General features: G+C 63.0%; 10 protein-coding genes. 3 read left to right on the forward strand and 7 right to left on the reverse strand.

The features are described from left to right. Nucleotides 1-140 precede the first annotated feature (140 nt). Nucleotides 141-1370: an MFS transporter gene (locus tag CSQ91_RS20960; RefSeq protein WP_099389495.1), complete on the forward strand. Its 1230-nt coding sequence runs from the start codon at nt 141-143 to the stop codon at nt 1368-1370. A 126-nt stretch (nt 1371-1496) separates the two neighbouring features. Here CSQ91_RS20960 and CSQ91_RS20965 read toward each other — a convergent pair whose 3' ends face one another. From CSQ91_RS20965 to CSQ91_RS20990, 6 genes are all read right to left on the reverse strand, one after another. Beyond that, nucleotides 1497-3137, reverse strand: a complete 1641-nt coding sequence (locus CSQ91_RS20965; RefSeq protein ID WP_099389496.1) for a M28 family peptidase — start codon at nt 3135-3137, stop codon at nt 1497-1499. A gap of 137 nt (nt 3138-3274) precedes the next feature. Beyond that, nucleotides 3275-4111 (reverse strand): HDOD domain-containing protein, encoded by an 837-nt coding sequence (locus CSQ91_RS20970; RefSeq protein WP_034784492.1) that lies wholly within the window; start codon nt 4109-4111, stop codon nt 3275-3277. Nucleotides 4112-4226: 115 nt separating this feature from the next. Continuing rightward, nucleotides 4227-5303, reverse strand: coding sequence for a BMP family ABC transporter substrate-binding protein (locus CSQ91_RS20975; RefSeq protein WP_099389497.1), 1077 nt, complete (start codon nt 5301-5303; stop codon nt 4227-4229). Nucleotides 5304-5324: 21 nt separating this feature from the next. Beyond that, the gene (locus CSQ91_RS20980; protein ID WP_099389498.1) at nt 5325-6254 is read right to left on the reverse strand and encodes an ABC transporter permease; all 930 of its coding nucleotides are present in this window, start codon (nt 6252-6254) and stop codon (nt 5325-5327) included. Beyond that, nucleotides 6247-7323 carry an ABC transporter permease gene (locus tag CSQ91_RS20985; RefSeq protein WP_099389499.1) on the reverse strand — a complete coding sequence of 359 codons (1077 nt, stop codon included), beginning with the start codon at nt 7321-7323 and terminating at the stop codon, nt 6247-6249. Before CSQ91_RS20985 ends, CSQ91_RS20980 begins: the two co-directional genes overlap by 8 nt. After that, nucleotides 7316-8830 (reverse strand): ABC transporter ATP-binding protein, encoded by a 1515-nt coding sequence (locus CSQ91_RS20990; protein ID WP_099389500.1) that lies wholly within the window; start codon nt 8828-8830, stop codon nt 7316-7318. Before CSQ91_RS20990 ends, CSQ91_RS20985 begins: the two co-directional genes overlap by 8 nt. A 440-nt stretch (nt 8831-9270) precedes the next feature. Here CSQ91_RS20990 and CSQ91_RS20995 point away from each other — a divergent pair, with 440 nt between their 5' ends. Continuing rightward, nucleotides 9271-10083 (forward strand): outer envelope protein, encoded by an 813-nt coding sequence (locus CSQ91_RS20995; protein WP_099389630.1) that lies wholly within the window; start codon nt 9271-9273, stop codon nt 10081-10083. 243 nt (nt 10084-10326) lie between these two features. Next, nucleotides 10327-11253 (forward strand): tRNA glutamyl-Q(34) synthetase GluQRS, encoded by a 927-nt coding sequence (gluQRS, locus tag CSQ91_RS21000; RefSeq protein ID WP_099389501.1) that lies wholly within the window; start codon nt 10327-10329, stop codon nt 11251-11253. Between the two features lie 74 nt (nt 11254-11327). Here gluQRS and CSQ91_RS21005 read toward each other — a convergent pair whose 3' ends face one another. Beyond that, nucleotides 11328-13559: a TonB-dependent receptor gene (locus CSQ91_RS21005; protein WP_099389502.1), complete on the reverse strand. Its 2232-nt coding sequence runs from the start codon at nt 13557-13559 to the stop codon at nt 11328-11330. Nucleotides 13560-13566: the final 7 nt, after the last annotated feature.

A 13566-nucleotide genomic window follows, 5' to 3' on the forward strand; every position in this document is an offset into this window, starting at 1 on the left:
CCGTCGGCAACGATCGCCGGGATTTTTTTGCCTGCTGCGTTGCCTGCCGCCCCACCGCAAAATCGGCCGCGCCCGGCAAGAAATGCGCAGCCCCGCTATCATGCTCATCCAAAAGCATCACTCCAAGAAAGTTGTCTCGCATGAAATCTGCACCATCCACCGTCGATGCCAGCGCCCTGCTGACGTCGACCCGCATCCTGTTGTTCGCCCTGTCCGCCGGCGTGCTCGTCGCCAGCCTCTACTATGTGCAGCCGCTGACGTCCATGCTGGCCGCCTCGTTTGGCGTCAGCGTGCCGCAGGCGGGCTACCTGGTCACGGCCACGCAAATCGGCTATGTGCTGGGCATCGTGTTCCTGGTTCCCCTCAGCGACGTGCTGAACCGCCGCCAACTGCTTACGTGGATGCTGATCGCCAAGATCGGCGCCCTGCTGCTGGCCGCCACCAGCCAGAACATTATTATCTTTGCCATCGCCAGCGTCTTGATGGGGATCACGTCCAGCGCCTTGATGGTGGTCACGGCCATGGTGGCGTCGTATGCACCCGACCACAGCCGGGGCCGCATGGTGGGCACCGTCATGACGGGCTTGTTGCTGGGGATTCTGCTGGCGCGTACCGTGTCCGGCACGGTGTCGCAGATCAGCGGCGGCTGGCGCACCGTCTACGTGCTGGCCGCCATCGTCGTCGCGGCCCTGCTCGTCATGCTGCGCCGCATCCTGCCGAACGAGGCGCCACGCGGCAAGCTGCAATACGGGAAATTGATGGCCTCGCTGGCCGACATCATCCGCCAGGAACCGTTGCTGCGCCAGCGCGCCCTGTTCTCGGGCCTGGGCCTGGGCACCTTCAGCGTGTTCTGGACGGGCCTGACCTTTTTGCTCAGCGGCGCGCCGTACCACTACTCGGAAATGCAGATCGGCCTGTTCGGCCTGGCCGGCGCCACGGGCGCCTTTGCCGCCAACACGGCGGGCCGCATGGCCGACCGCGGCTATGCGCGCCAGGCCACCTGGCTGCTGGCCGTGGCGTCCATTGCGGGCTGGGCATTGATCGGCTTTGGCGCCCATTCGCTGGTGCTGCTGCTGATCGGTATCGTCCTGCTGGACATGGGCGTGATGGGCTTGCAAGTGACGCACCAGTCCATCATCTATAAACTGGCGCCGCATGCGCGGGCGCGGGTCACCACCGTATTCATCGCGGGCGGCTTCATCGGCGCCTCGGCAGGTTCGGCCATGGCCAGCGCCAGTTTTGCCGCCGGCGGCTGGCCCGCCCTGTGCATGGTGGGCGGCGCCATGCCGCTATTGATGCTGCTGGTGTGGAGCAAGTACCGCCACACGCAGCGCAGGCTGGAACGGGCCACCCAGGCATCTATCACGTAGGTCGAATTAACGGCGGCACGCCGCTTAATCCGACACTGCTGCGCCAACTGTCGGATGACGCTCTTCGAGCTAATCCGACCTACGATCCTGAAAAAAACCGCTCCACCGAGCGGTTTTTTTACGTTCTTACTTCGCTGGCTCACGCGCCTTGCCGAACGCATCACCCGCCTTCCAGGCCGGCATCTTCGCGCCATTTGCCACGGCTTGCCCCAGGTTCAGGGTGAACTGCGCCTGCTGCGTCATGCCGGACAAATCCCAGCTGGCATCGTACTCATCGGTAACCTGATGGTAGCGGGGGCCATACGCGGCCGCCTTGGCTTTCGACGCTGCCACGTCCTTGATGTACTCGCGTCCGCCAATGATGGAAAACGCGGGCACGCCCGCCTTGGCAAAGCTGAAATGGTCGCTGCGGAAGTAGCCGCCGGCCAGGTCGGGACGGGCTGGGGCGATATGCATGCCCATGGCTTTGGCCACCGTGGCGGCGATCGCGCCCAGCTCCGTGCGCTCGCTGCCCTGCGCGCCGATGTCATGCGTGGCACCGACAAAGTTCAGGCTGTCCAGGTTCAGCGCGGCGGCCGTCTTGTTCAAGGGCCACAAGGGGTCGGCCGCGTAGGCGGCGCTACCCAGCAAGCCCTGCTCTTCGGCCGCTACCCACAGGAAGATCTGCGTGCGCTTCGCAGGCTTTTTCACGGCTTCCTGGGCCATGGCCAGCAAGCCGGCCGTGCCCGATGCATTATCGACGGCGCCGTTGTAGATGGTGTCGCCAGTATCCCCTTGCTTGCCCAGGTGGTCCCAGTGGCCGCTGTAGATGACGGCTTCATCCTTCAATGCCGGGTCGGTACCCGGCACCATGCCGGCGATATTGAATTGCTCCACCTTGCGCACGGCGGACTTCATTTCGCCGCTCAGCTTGGCATTCAAGGCGACGGCCTTGAAATCCTTGCTTTCCGCTTGCGCGCGCAAGGCGTCCAGGTCCAGCCCACCGGCCGCGAACAGGCGGCGTGCCGCGTCTTCCGCGATCCAGCCCTGCAGCGGCGTGCCGGCCGTGCGGTCGGCCAACTGGAAACGCTCGCTGCCGCTCCAGCTGTTCTGCACCACGCTCCAGTCGTACGATGCGGACGGTTTTGTGTGGATCAGCAATACGCCAGCCGCGCCCTGGCGCTTGGCTTCCTCGAATTTGTAGGTCCAGCGGCCGTAATAGGTCAGCGCCTTGCCGGCAAAGCGGTTCGGCTCGGCACTAGTCGGTTGCGGGTCGTTGACCATCATGACGACGATCTTGCCTTTGACATCGGCGCCCTTGAAATCGTTCCAGCCTTCTTCCGGCGCCGTGATGCCATAGCCGACGAAGACGAGCGGCGCATCGAAGGTGTGGGCGGCAACGGAGTCGCCCGTGGCCCAGACCCAGTCCGGGCCGAAAGCCAGCGGCACGGGCTTGCCGCCCGCCACGGCTTGCAGGCTGCTGTCTTGTGGCAAGGATTTCACGCCGGCGATCTGCACGCTTTGGCGGTAGCTGTTGCCGCGCACGGGTTGCAGTCCGGCCATCTGCGCCTGGGTTTCCAGGTAGGCCACCGTCAGGTCGGCGCCGCGCTGGCCCGTGCCCCGGCCTTCCAGCAAATCGTTGGACAGGAAAGCCAGGTGGGCGCGCAGCGGGGCTTCCTGCACCACGGGCAAGCCGTGCGCGGCAGGCGCGGCGGCGTGCGCGGAAAACGCCAGCGCCAGGCTGGAAGCGAGCGCCGTGACGGCCAGGGAAGAAAACAGCTTCTGCATAAGATCCTTTGGGTAAGAGGAGACATTCAGTCCGGCGGATGGCCGAGCCGGCGATTGTATGTCATAGGGAAAGATGCATCAAAATGCGGACGAAAAAAATCCCCGCGGCAAGGGCGGGGATTTTGCAGGGGCAACGTTCAGACCAGCAAAGCGGCCGCCAGGGATTCGATCTCTTCCGCCGATTCCTCGAGGATGGTGTGCAAGGTGCTGCCGCCGATGCCGAAGTCGATCTTCGCTGCAGCCTGGCGCCGCGCGGCGCTTTCTGGCGGGTGCAGGGGCGAGCCGACGGGAGACAGATCGTTGGCCAGCACCAGGGTCGCGCCCAGGGTGCGGGGCGGGAACGTGCTGCCGCCGTGCCACATGCCTTCCACGGCCTGCAAGACCATGTCCGGCACTTGCAACTGGCGCAGCACGCCGCGGCCGATCAGTTTTTCGCCGTATTCGATCCAGTCTTCCGTATTGTCGTCCAGCAAACCTGGATATTCCTCGGCGCGCGACAGCAGATAAAAGCCGCCCACTTCGTGCACGATGGCGGCGAACATGGCCGTTTCCACGTCCACATGCGTGACTTTCTTGGCGATTACCTGGCTCAGCGCGGCCACGTGGGCCGTGTGTTCCCACAGCTTGGCCGCCTTGGCGCGCAATTGGGGGTCGGTAATCTGGCTGCCCAGCTGGCGCACGATGACGGATGCCACCATCGATTTCAGGGTGGCAAAGCCCAGGCGCGAGACGGCCGCGCGCACATTGGCGATTTCATTGCCGGAACGGTTGTAGGCGGCCGAGTTGGCCAATGCCACGACCCGCGCCGACAGCAGCGGCTCGGCCATGACCATGCGGGCGGCCGCTTCGATATGGCAATCGGGGTCGTCCAGCGCTTCCTGCAGCTTCAAGGTGGCCTTGACGTTGGCGGGGAACGTCAGCTCGCCCTTGCTCGCTTGCAGCGCGATAATCTTGAATACTTCCAGTCTGTCCATGGGTCAATCTCCGGTACGGGCCTGTTCAGGCTCTGCTGTGTGGGTGGGCCGGGAATGCGCTCCCGGCCCGGCTCCCGTTTCCGGCAATATTACAGCAAGTTCAAACTCAAACCTATTACTTTCCGGAAACTTTTCCTGCCACGCCTTCGACAAAATAATCCATCTTCGTCAGCGCCGCATCGTCCAGCACGCCTTTGTCCAGGCGCACCTTGCCATCGTTATCCTTGATCGGCGCGCTGAAAGGATTGAGCTTGCCAGCTACCAAGTCTTTCTCGCGTGCCAATACAAACTGTTTCACGTCGGCCGGCACTGTGGCGTTGATGCCTTCCAGCTTGACCATGCCATCCTTGATGCCGCCCCAGGTGCTGCTGGACTTCCACGTGCCATCCAGCACGGCTTGCGCCTGCTTCGTATAGTAGTCGCCCCAATGGTGGGTGACGGCAGCCAGCTGCGCCTTCGGCCCGTACTTTTTCATGTCCGAATGGTAGGCGATCGCGTACTTGCCCTTCTCTTCCGCCGCCTGCACCACGGCGGTCGAATCCGTGTGGTGGGTAACCACGTCGGCGCCCTGGCCGATCAGGGTGATGGCCGCGTCGCGTTCCTTGCCCGGATCGAACCAGCTATTCACCCACACCACTTTCACTTCCGCCTTCGGGTCGACGCTGCGCATGCCGCGCGTAAAAGCGTTAACGCCCTGCAACACCTCCGGGATCGGGAATGCCGCCACGTAGCCCGCCACATGGGTCTTGCTCATCTTGCCTGCCAACACGCCGGCCAGGTAGCGGCCCTCGTAGAAACGGGCGTTGGTATTGGCCACGTTGACGGCCGTCTTGTAGCCCGTCAAATGAATGAACTTCACATTAGGAAATTGCTTCGCCACTTTCAAGGTGGGATTCATGTAGCCGAACGAGGTTGTGATGACGAGCTTGCTGCCCGTTTGCGCCAGGTCGCGGATCACCCGTTCCGCATCGGCGCTCTCCGGCACGTTTTCCACGTACTTGGTGGTGATCTTGCCGCCCAGCGCCTTTTCCATTTCCTTGCGGGCCAGGTCATGCTGGGTGGTCCAGCCCGCGTCGCCGATGGGGCTGATATACACGAAGCCGACATTCAGCGGCGCCGTCGCGGGAGTGGCGGCCATGACGGGCATCAAAACAGCACTGCAAACGGCGGCGCATACTAGTTTCTTGGACATGGTTTTCCTTGTGGTGAGTGATTAATTTCCCGGATTGAAATTCTTGCCCAGCGAAGCGGGCATATTGAGCTTGATGTAGTTGGCGTTGCTGGAGATCAAAACCAGCACGACGATGGCTGCCACATACGGCAGCATCGACAGCAGTTGCGACGCGATGGGCACGCCCAGCGCCTGCGCGTGGAAGGTCAGAATCGTGATGCCACCAAACAGGTAGGCGCCGCCCACCACGCGCGCGGGACGCCAGGTGGCAAAGGTGGTCAGCGCCAGCGCGATCCAGCCCCGTCCCGCCACCATGCCTTCGACCCACAGCGGCGTGTAGACGAGCGACAGGAAGGCGCCGGCCAGGCCGCAGCAGGCGCCGCCGAACAGCACGGCCGCCAGGCGGATGCGGCGCACGGGGTAGCCGAGCGCATGCGCGGAAGCGGGCGATTCGCCCACGGCGCGCAGCACCAGGCCCGCCCGCGTGCGGTACAGAAACCAGGCGATGGCCAGGCACAGCAGCAACGACAGATATACCATAGCATGCTGGCGGAACAGGGCCGGCCCCAGCACGGGAATATCTTCCAGGTAAGGGATGCCGAAGCGGCCGTTCTGCAAGCTGTTGCCCACATATTTCAGGCCGATATACGTTGACGCGCCCGCGCCGAACAGCGACAAGGCCAGGCCCGTCGCGTACTGGTTCGTGCCCAGCCACACGGTCAGCCAGGCAAAGAAGCCGGACAGCACCATGCTGGCGCCCGCTCCCGCCAGAAAGCCCAGGGTGGGGCTGCCCGTGTTGACAGCCACGGCAAAGCCCGTGATGGCCGAGACCAGCATCATGCCTTCCGCCCCCAGGTTGACCACGCCCGCCTTTTCATTGACGAGCAGCCCCAGCGCAGCGAGCATCAGCGGCGTGCCCGCATTGATGCTGGCCGCGACCAGCGGCGCGATGGTCAGCAGCAAGTTATCCATGTTTCCTCCAACGCAATTTGTATTGGATCAGCACATCGCAAGCGAGCAAGGCGAACAGCAAGATGCCCTGGAACACACCCGTGATCGCACTGGGCAAGCCCAGGCGCGACTGCGCCAGTTCGCCGCCGATATAGAACAGGGCCATGACGAAGCTGGAGAAAATCACGCCTACCGGATGCAGGCGCCCGACGAAGGCGACGATGATGGCGGCAAAGCCGTAGCCGGGCGAGACCGTGGGCGTCAACTGCCCCATCGGCCCCAGCACTTCGCACGCACCCGCCAGGCCCGACAGGGCGCCGCAGATCAGCAGGGACGACCACAAGGTCTTGCGCGAAGAAAAGCCCGCATAGCGGGCGGCGGCAGGCGCCATGCCGCCCACGCGCAGGCGGAAGCCGGCAATGCTTCTGGATAAGTACAGCCAGCCGCCCAGCGAGGCCAGCAAGGCAAACACGATGCCCACGTGCAAGCGCGTGTCGCTGATCACCATCGGCAACAGCAAGCCGTCCGACAGCAGTTTCGACTGGGGAAAATTGAATCCTTCCGGGTCGCGCAGCACGCCATACACGAGATAGCTGAGCAGCAATTGGGCGATATAGACCAGCATCAGCGAGACGAGGATTTCGCTGGCGTTGTAGCGGTCGCGCAGCCAGGCCACCAGCCCCGCCCACACCATGCCGCCCGCCATGCCGGCCAGCAAGGAAACGCCGATGATGGCAATACTCCCCACGCCATCGTCCAGATACAGGGCCGCCGCGCCGCCGCAGATGGCGCCCAGGGTCAGCTGCCCTTCCGCGCCGATGTTATAGATGTTGGCGCGAAAGCAGATGGCCAGGCCCACAGCGATCAGGAGCAAAGGCGCCACCTTGATGCCCAGCTCGGACCAGCCGTGCGCGTCGCGCAAGGGTTCCACAAAGAAGACGGCCAGTCCCGCCAGCGGATCGTGTCCCAGCGCAAGAAACAGCAGCGCGCCGCACAGCACGGTAAGCAGCACGGCCAGCACGGGCGACAGCCACGACATCAGCCGCGACGGAGAAGGACGGGCTTCCAGGCGCAAGGCGAACTTAGCCATTGATTGCCTCCTGCGGCCACAGCCCGCTCATCCATTGCCCCACGAGGCTCACGCTGGCCTCGCCCACATCCAGCGACGGCGAAATCTTTCCTTTCGCCATAACCAGCAAGCGGTCGCTGATGTCAAACAATTCATCGAGCTCCTCCGACACGACCAGCAGCGCGCAACCAGAGTCGCGCAGCGCCAGCAACTCGGCGCGGATTTGCGCGGCCGCGCCAACGTCCACGCCCCAGGTCGGCTGCGCCACCACCAGCACGGTGGGTTCGCGCATGACTTCGCGTCCGACTATGTATTTCTGCAGGTTGCCGCCCGACAGGCTGCGCGCCAGCGCCTGCGGCCCGCCCGCCTTCACCTGAAAGCGCGCGATGATGGCGGCCGCCCGCTGCGCAATGACCTTGTGGCGCACGAAGCCGTGGCGGATGGTGGCGGGTGTCTGCAAACTCAGCAGCACGTTGTCGGCCAGCGCCATGTCGGGCACGGCGCCCCGCCCCAGCCTTTCCTCCGGCACAAAGCCGAAACCCAGGGCGCGCCGGCGTCCCGGCGGCAAGCGTCCCGCCGGCGTACCGTTCAGAACGATGCTGCCGGCAGCTGCGCGCATGTCCTCGCCCGACAGGGCGGCGAGCAATTCCTGCTGGCCATTGCCAGACACGCCCGCGATGCCGACGATCTCGCCTGCGCGCACGTCGAAGCTGATGTCCGTCAACTGCGTGGCGAACGGGTGGCTCTTGGGCAAGTTCAAATTCTTGACGCTCAACATGGCGGCGCCGGGCGTGCGCGCCACGCGCGTGACGGCGGGCGGCTCGGCACCGATCATCATGCGCGACAGGCTGGCCGCCGACTCTTGCGAGGGATCGCACACGCCCGCATTCTTGCCGGCGCGCACCACCGTGCACGTGTGGCACAGGGCGCGGATCTCGTCGAGCTTGTGGCTGATGTACAGGATACTGCAGCCTTCGGCGGCCAGCTGGCGCAAGGTGGTAAACAGCTTTTCCACGGCGCCCGGCGTCAGCACGGAAGTCGGTTCGTCGAGGATCAGCAGTTGCGGCTTGGCCAGCAGTGCGCGCACGATTTCCACGCGCTGGCATTCGCCAACGGAAAGCGTGTGCACGTGGCGCTGCGGCTCCAGGTCCAGGCCGTACTGGCGCGCCGTCGCTTCGATGCGCCGCGCCAGCTCCGCCATGTTGGTGCCCGCGGGCAAACCGAGGGCGATGTTTTCCGTGACCGTCAAGGTGTCGAACAGGGAAAAGTGCTGGAACACCATGGCGATGCCCAGCGCCCGCGCGGCCGACGGGTTGGCGATGTCGACTTCGCGGCCATTCCACAGGATGCGGCCGCCATCGGGCTGCACGGCGCCGTAGATGATTTTCATCAAGGTCGATTTGCCGGCACCGTTTTCGCCAAGCACGGCATGGATCTGTCCGGGCGCGACGGTGAGACAGATGCCGTCATTGGCCACCACGGCCGGATAGCGCTTGCTGATATCGATGAGTTCCAGGCGTGCCGTCATTGTTTTTTTCGTGCCTCGCTGCGTGGTATGCGGGATGCCGATCGGTGGAAAAAATCAACACTCAGTCTCTATCGTATCGGCATCCGCGGCGCTTGGGGGGCGGGCGCGGCGGCGTGCATTTCTATTTCCACAAAAAAACAACACCTGTATACAATTTTGAAAAAAATTATCAGCTTTGCAGCGTCCGCCTTGCCCCGCAAGGACGAGAAGGTGCGATGATTATATGCAGGAACTGATAGTAAGTATGCGCACAAGACATATCGCCCGGCGCGGCGATGCTCGCATCATGGATTGAACGGCGCGCGTTATCCCATTGCAGCGCTACATGCAGACTACGCGTCCAGCCATCCCCAGTTCCCGTTTTCCCACACCGCCATCAGGAGCCGAAAGTGCCAAAAACCATACCGTGTCTGTTGCTCTGCCTCACCACCACCCTCGGCGTGGGCGCGACCGCCCAGGCTGCCGAATGGAGCGATACCGCGCTGAGCTGGCGCGCCGGCAATGATTACCGCGAGCCATTCAATCCGGACGACATCAAGAAAAACATCTTTGCCATCACGCACGCCAGCGGCTACAAATACGGCAGCAATTTCGTCAACCTCGATTTCCTGATCTCCGACAACAAGGACCCTGGCGCACTGGGCAAAACGTCCGGCGCACAGGAGGCGTACCTGGTCTACCGCAACACCATCGACATCGGCAAGGTGCGCGGCAGCGACATCAAGTTCGGCCCCGTGCGCGGCGTCGGCGTCACCCTGGGCTTCGACGTCAACACGAAAAATGACGTCGGCTACAACTCGCGCAAGCGCATGCTGGTGGCTGGCCCCACCCTGATGTGGGACGTGCCCGGCTTCTTCAATACCAGCCTGCTGTTGCTGCGCGAAAGCAACGCCCCCAGCGGCGCCTTCCCGCCCATCTCGCAGGTGACGGGGCGCTACACGTATAAAACGCACGCCATGCTGACGGGCGCCTGGGCCATCCCCCTGTCGCCGCTGTTCTCGTTCGAAGGCTTCTTCAACCTCATCGACTCGAAAGGCAAGGATGAAGTGGGTCGCGACACGGCGGTGGAAACGAATATCGACATGCAAGTGATGTACGACGTGGGCGCGGCCTTGGGCAGCGCCAAGAACACCTTCCGCGTGGGCCTCGAATACCAGTACTGGAAGAACAAGTTCGGCAACTCGCCCGCCACCACGGGCAATGTGGGCCAGACGGCAAAGACGCCGATGATACGCGCGGAGTACCATTTCTAAAATTCATTGTTACGCATCAACACCCACGATCGCGCCTGATGCCAGCATGAAGCTTTCCCACTTGCGGAGAGCGCGACCGTGGAACAACCGCTACCGTATGGCAAACGCGAACGGGGCCGATTGCCGACGCCGGTGAGCGGTCCCCATTTGACACGTCGGATTCCCTCCCCGATACTTGGCACTTGCTCCACTCCAGTCAACTTCCCAGCGCAGACAAGCGCTGTCGTCGCTTTGCCAGCACGCATGAACAGTTCTCTCGCCACCTCCCCCTACATCGGCCGCTTCGCCCCCTCCCCCTCCGGCCCTCTGCACATGGGCTCGCTCGTTGCCGCCATGGCCAGTTACCTCGACGCCAAGGTGCATCGGGGCACGTGGCTGCTGCGCATCGAGGATCTGGACTATGACCGCAATGTCGAGGGCGCCGATCTCGGCATCCTGGCCAGCCTGCAGCGCTGCGGCATGTACTGGGATGGCGAGGCGACGTGGCAGAGCAAGCGCTTGCCGCTGTACGAGGCGGCGCTGAAGCAGTTGCAGGATGATGGCCTCGTGTATGCGTGCGGCTGTTCGCGCAAGGAGATCCAGGATTCGGTGCTGCAGGCGGGCGGACCCAAGGGTGGGGCCGCCGTGTATCCGGGCACCTGCCGTCATGGACTGGCTCCGGGCAAGGCGGCGCGGGCCTTGCGGCTACGGGTACCGCAGGGGGTCGATGCGGTGTACGCGTTTGCCGACCGCTGGGCGGGTCCGCAGCGGCAGGATCTGGCCAGTGAAGTGGGCGACTTCATCGTGCTGCGCGGCGATGGCTACTGGGCGTACCAGCTGGCCGTGGTGGTCGACGATGGCGCGCAGGGCATCACGCAGGTGGTGCGCGGCGCGGACTTGCTCGATTCCACGCCACGCCAACTGTATCTGCAGGACGTGCTGGGCTTGCCGCATCCCAGCTTCCTGCACGTGCGAGTCGTCACGAACGACAGCGGCGAAAAACTGTCCAAGCAGACGGGCGCCCTCGCCTTCGATACGGCAAGCAATGCTGCCGACCTTCTGGCGTCGGCGCTGCAGCCTGCGGCCCGCTTCCTGGGACTCGACGTGCGCGCCGACAAGGTGGAAGATTTCTGGCGGCAAGCCATTCCCGCCTGGGCACAGCGGCTGGCACAACTTCCCGAGCGGGCATAAAAAAACCCGCCGCGGCGAACCGGGCGGGTAGCAATGCAGGCGCCAGCACATGGCCGGCACCTGAAGTCTGGCAATTAGAAGTTGCCTTTGAATTGCACCCCAAACTGACGTGGCTCATTGATGAAGCCCGTGCGGTTGTTGAAGTCGATGGCGCCCGTGATACGCTGGGTGTCGGTGATGTTGCGGCCAAAAGCGGCCACTTCATACTTGCCGGCATCCCAGGTGTAGCCTACGCGCAAGCCGCCTTCGACCATCGGCTTGCCGGTGAACTCGGTTGCTTCATACAGGAAGAAGTTGATCTTGCTGCGGTATGCCCAGTCCGTGAAGACGAAGAATTCGCCGTTTTCCATCGGGATCGAATAACGGCCCGTGGCGGTGATCGTCCACTTCGGCGCTTGCGGCAATGGATTGCCGTCGATGATGGCACGGTTGCCGGTGGTCAGCGAATCGGTCACGGTGCAACGCGTTTGAGCGCAGGTGGCGATCGACAGGCTCGGGTCCTTGATTTCCGTGAAGTTGTAGCTGCCGCCCAGGGACATCTTCAGGCTAGGCGTGACAAAACCTTCCAGTTCCAGCTCGGCGCCACGGCCATTCGTCTTGGCTGCATTGATCAGGCGCGTCACGTTCGAGGTGCCGCCAACGACCGTCAATTGCTGGTTCTTCACCTGGTAGTTATACAGGCTGAAGGCAACGCGGGCGCGGCGCTCGAACAGGTCGGCCTTGATGCCCGCTTCGAACGAGGTGATCGTTTCAGCATCGGCCACGGTGACAGGCACGCTGGTGCTGGCCGGGGCGATACTTGGCGCGCGGAAACCGGTAGCGACACGGCCGTAGAAGTTCACGTCCTTGTTGTATTTATAGGTACCGCTCAAGTCCCAGTTGACCTTGGCTTTGCTGACATCGGCGCTGGTCGGGTTGACCTGCACGATGTTGGTCGCTTCCACCGTGTTGAAATCCTTCTTGTCCTTGGTGTAGCGCAAGCCGGCGCGCAGCATGAAGTCATCGCTGACGGCGTAGTTGACGGAACCAAACGTTGCCCAGGCCGAGTTCTTCTGGCGGCTGGCCAGGTGCGTGGTCAGCACATGCGTGTCGGTATTGAAGTTGTCGGTGAAACCGTTGGCATCTTCGTTGAAGTAGTACACGCCTGCCTGCCAGTTGAGGGGACCAGCATTCTTCGATTCGGCGCGGAATTCTTGCGAGTATTGTTTCACGCTGGTGATGCCGCCAGCCGTTTCAACCTGGAAAGGAATGAAGCCTGGGCCCGTCGGCGTGCCGCCGTCGATATCGCCATGCGACACGTAATTGCCGACCTGTTCAAAGCCCGTGATCGAGTACAGTTTAATACCGTCCAGGTCCCAGCTCAGGCGGGCGCTGGCGCCGTTGGTGCGCAGGCGCTGGAAGTTCGGCGCATTCGTGAACGACTTGTTCGGGTCGAAACCGTCGACGATATCGTTCGTGCCCTGCTTGATCATGTTGGCGTAGAAGACGCGCGCGCTGCCCGTGGTGTTGCGCTGGTGCACATTGAACAGGGCATTGAAGGTGGTATTCGGTGCGTACATCAGTTGCACGCGCTCGGCGTGTTCGTTGTAGCCGTCCAGCGCGTTTTTCTGGCCCGTAAAGGTGTTGTCGACGTAATCGTCGCGGTGCTGGCGCAGGGTCGAGAAGCGCAGCGCCCATTCTTTGCTCAGCGGCACGTTGACGGCGCCGTCGAAGTTGGTCGTGTTATGCGTGGCGGCGGAAACGTTGTAATAGCCTTCAACCTTGTCCAGGTTCGGCTTGACGGATTCGAACTTGACCACGCCGGCGGGCGTATTGCGGCCGAACAAGGTGCCTTGCGGGCCGCGCAACACTTCCACGCCAGCCACGTCGAAAATCGGATAGCCCTTGAGGATCGGATTTTCTTGCACGACATCGTCGTAAATCAGGGAAACAGGTTGCGATGCAAAAATGTTGAAGTCGGTATTGCCGTAGCCACGGATGTAGAAGCGGGGGAAGGTGCGGCCATTCGACGATTCCACGTTCAGGCTCGGTACTTTGCCGGCCAGCACGCGAATGTCTTGTCCGCTGGACACCAGCACGTCGAGCTTCTCGTCGCGCAGCAGCGACACGGAGACGGGCACGTCGCGGATATTTTCCTTGCGGCGCTGCGCCGTCACGTTCACGGTTTCCAGCTGGCTGGCGGCAGGGGTCGTATCAGCAGCGACTTCATCAGCATAAGCCGAGCCGATAGGCAAGGCAGCGGACAGTGCCAGCATAGCAGCGCTTTTGGCGCACAAACGCTTGTGCATCTTGGACATCTTGATCATGTTGTTT

Origin of the sequence: Janthinobacterium sp. BJB301, from assembly GCF_002735685.1 — a bacterium.
Taxonomy (GTDB): Bacteria; Pseudomonadota; Gammaproteobacteria; order Burkholderiales; family Burkholderiaceae_D; genus Janthinobacterium; species Janthinobacterium lividum.

Coding starts and splice junctions, on each gene's coding strand:
- CSQ91_RS20960 (WP_099389495.1), top strand. CDS start 141: ATGAAATCTGCACCATCCACCGTCGATGCCAGCGCCCTGCTGACGTCG.
- CSQ91_RS20965 (WP_099389496.1), bottom strand. CDS start 3,137: ATGCAGAAGCTGTTTTCTTCCCTGGCCGTCACGGCGCTCGCTTCCAGC.
- CSQ91_RS20970 (WP_034784492.1), bottom strand. CDS start 4,111: ATGGACAGACTGGAAGTATTCAAGATTATCGCGCTGCAAGCGAGCAAG.
- CSQ91_RS20975 (WP_099389497.1), bottom strand. CDS start 5,303: ATGTCCAAGAAACTAGTATGCGCCGCCGTTTGCAGTGCTGTTTTGATG.
- CSQ91_RS20980 (WP_099389498.1), bottom strand. CDS start 6,254: ATGGATAACTTGCTGCTGACCATCGCGCCGCTGGTCGCGGCCAGCATC.
- CSQ91_RS20985 (WP_099389499.1), bottom strand. CDS start 7,323: ATGGCTAAGTTCGCCTTGCGCCTGGAAGCCCGTCCTTCTCCGTCGCGG.
- CSQ91_RS20990 (WP_099389500.1), bottom strand. CDS start 8,830: ATGACGGCACGCCTGGAACTCATCGATATCAGCAAGCGCTATCCGGCC.
- gluQRS (WP_099389501.1), top strand. CDS start 10,327: ATGAACAGTTCTCTCGCCACCTCCCCCTACATCGGCCGCTTCGCCCCC.
- CSQ91_RS21005 (WP_099389502.1), bottom strand. CDS start 13,559: ATGATCAAGATGTCCAAGATGCACAAGCGTTTGTGCGCCAAAAGCGCT.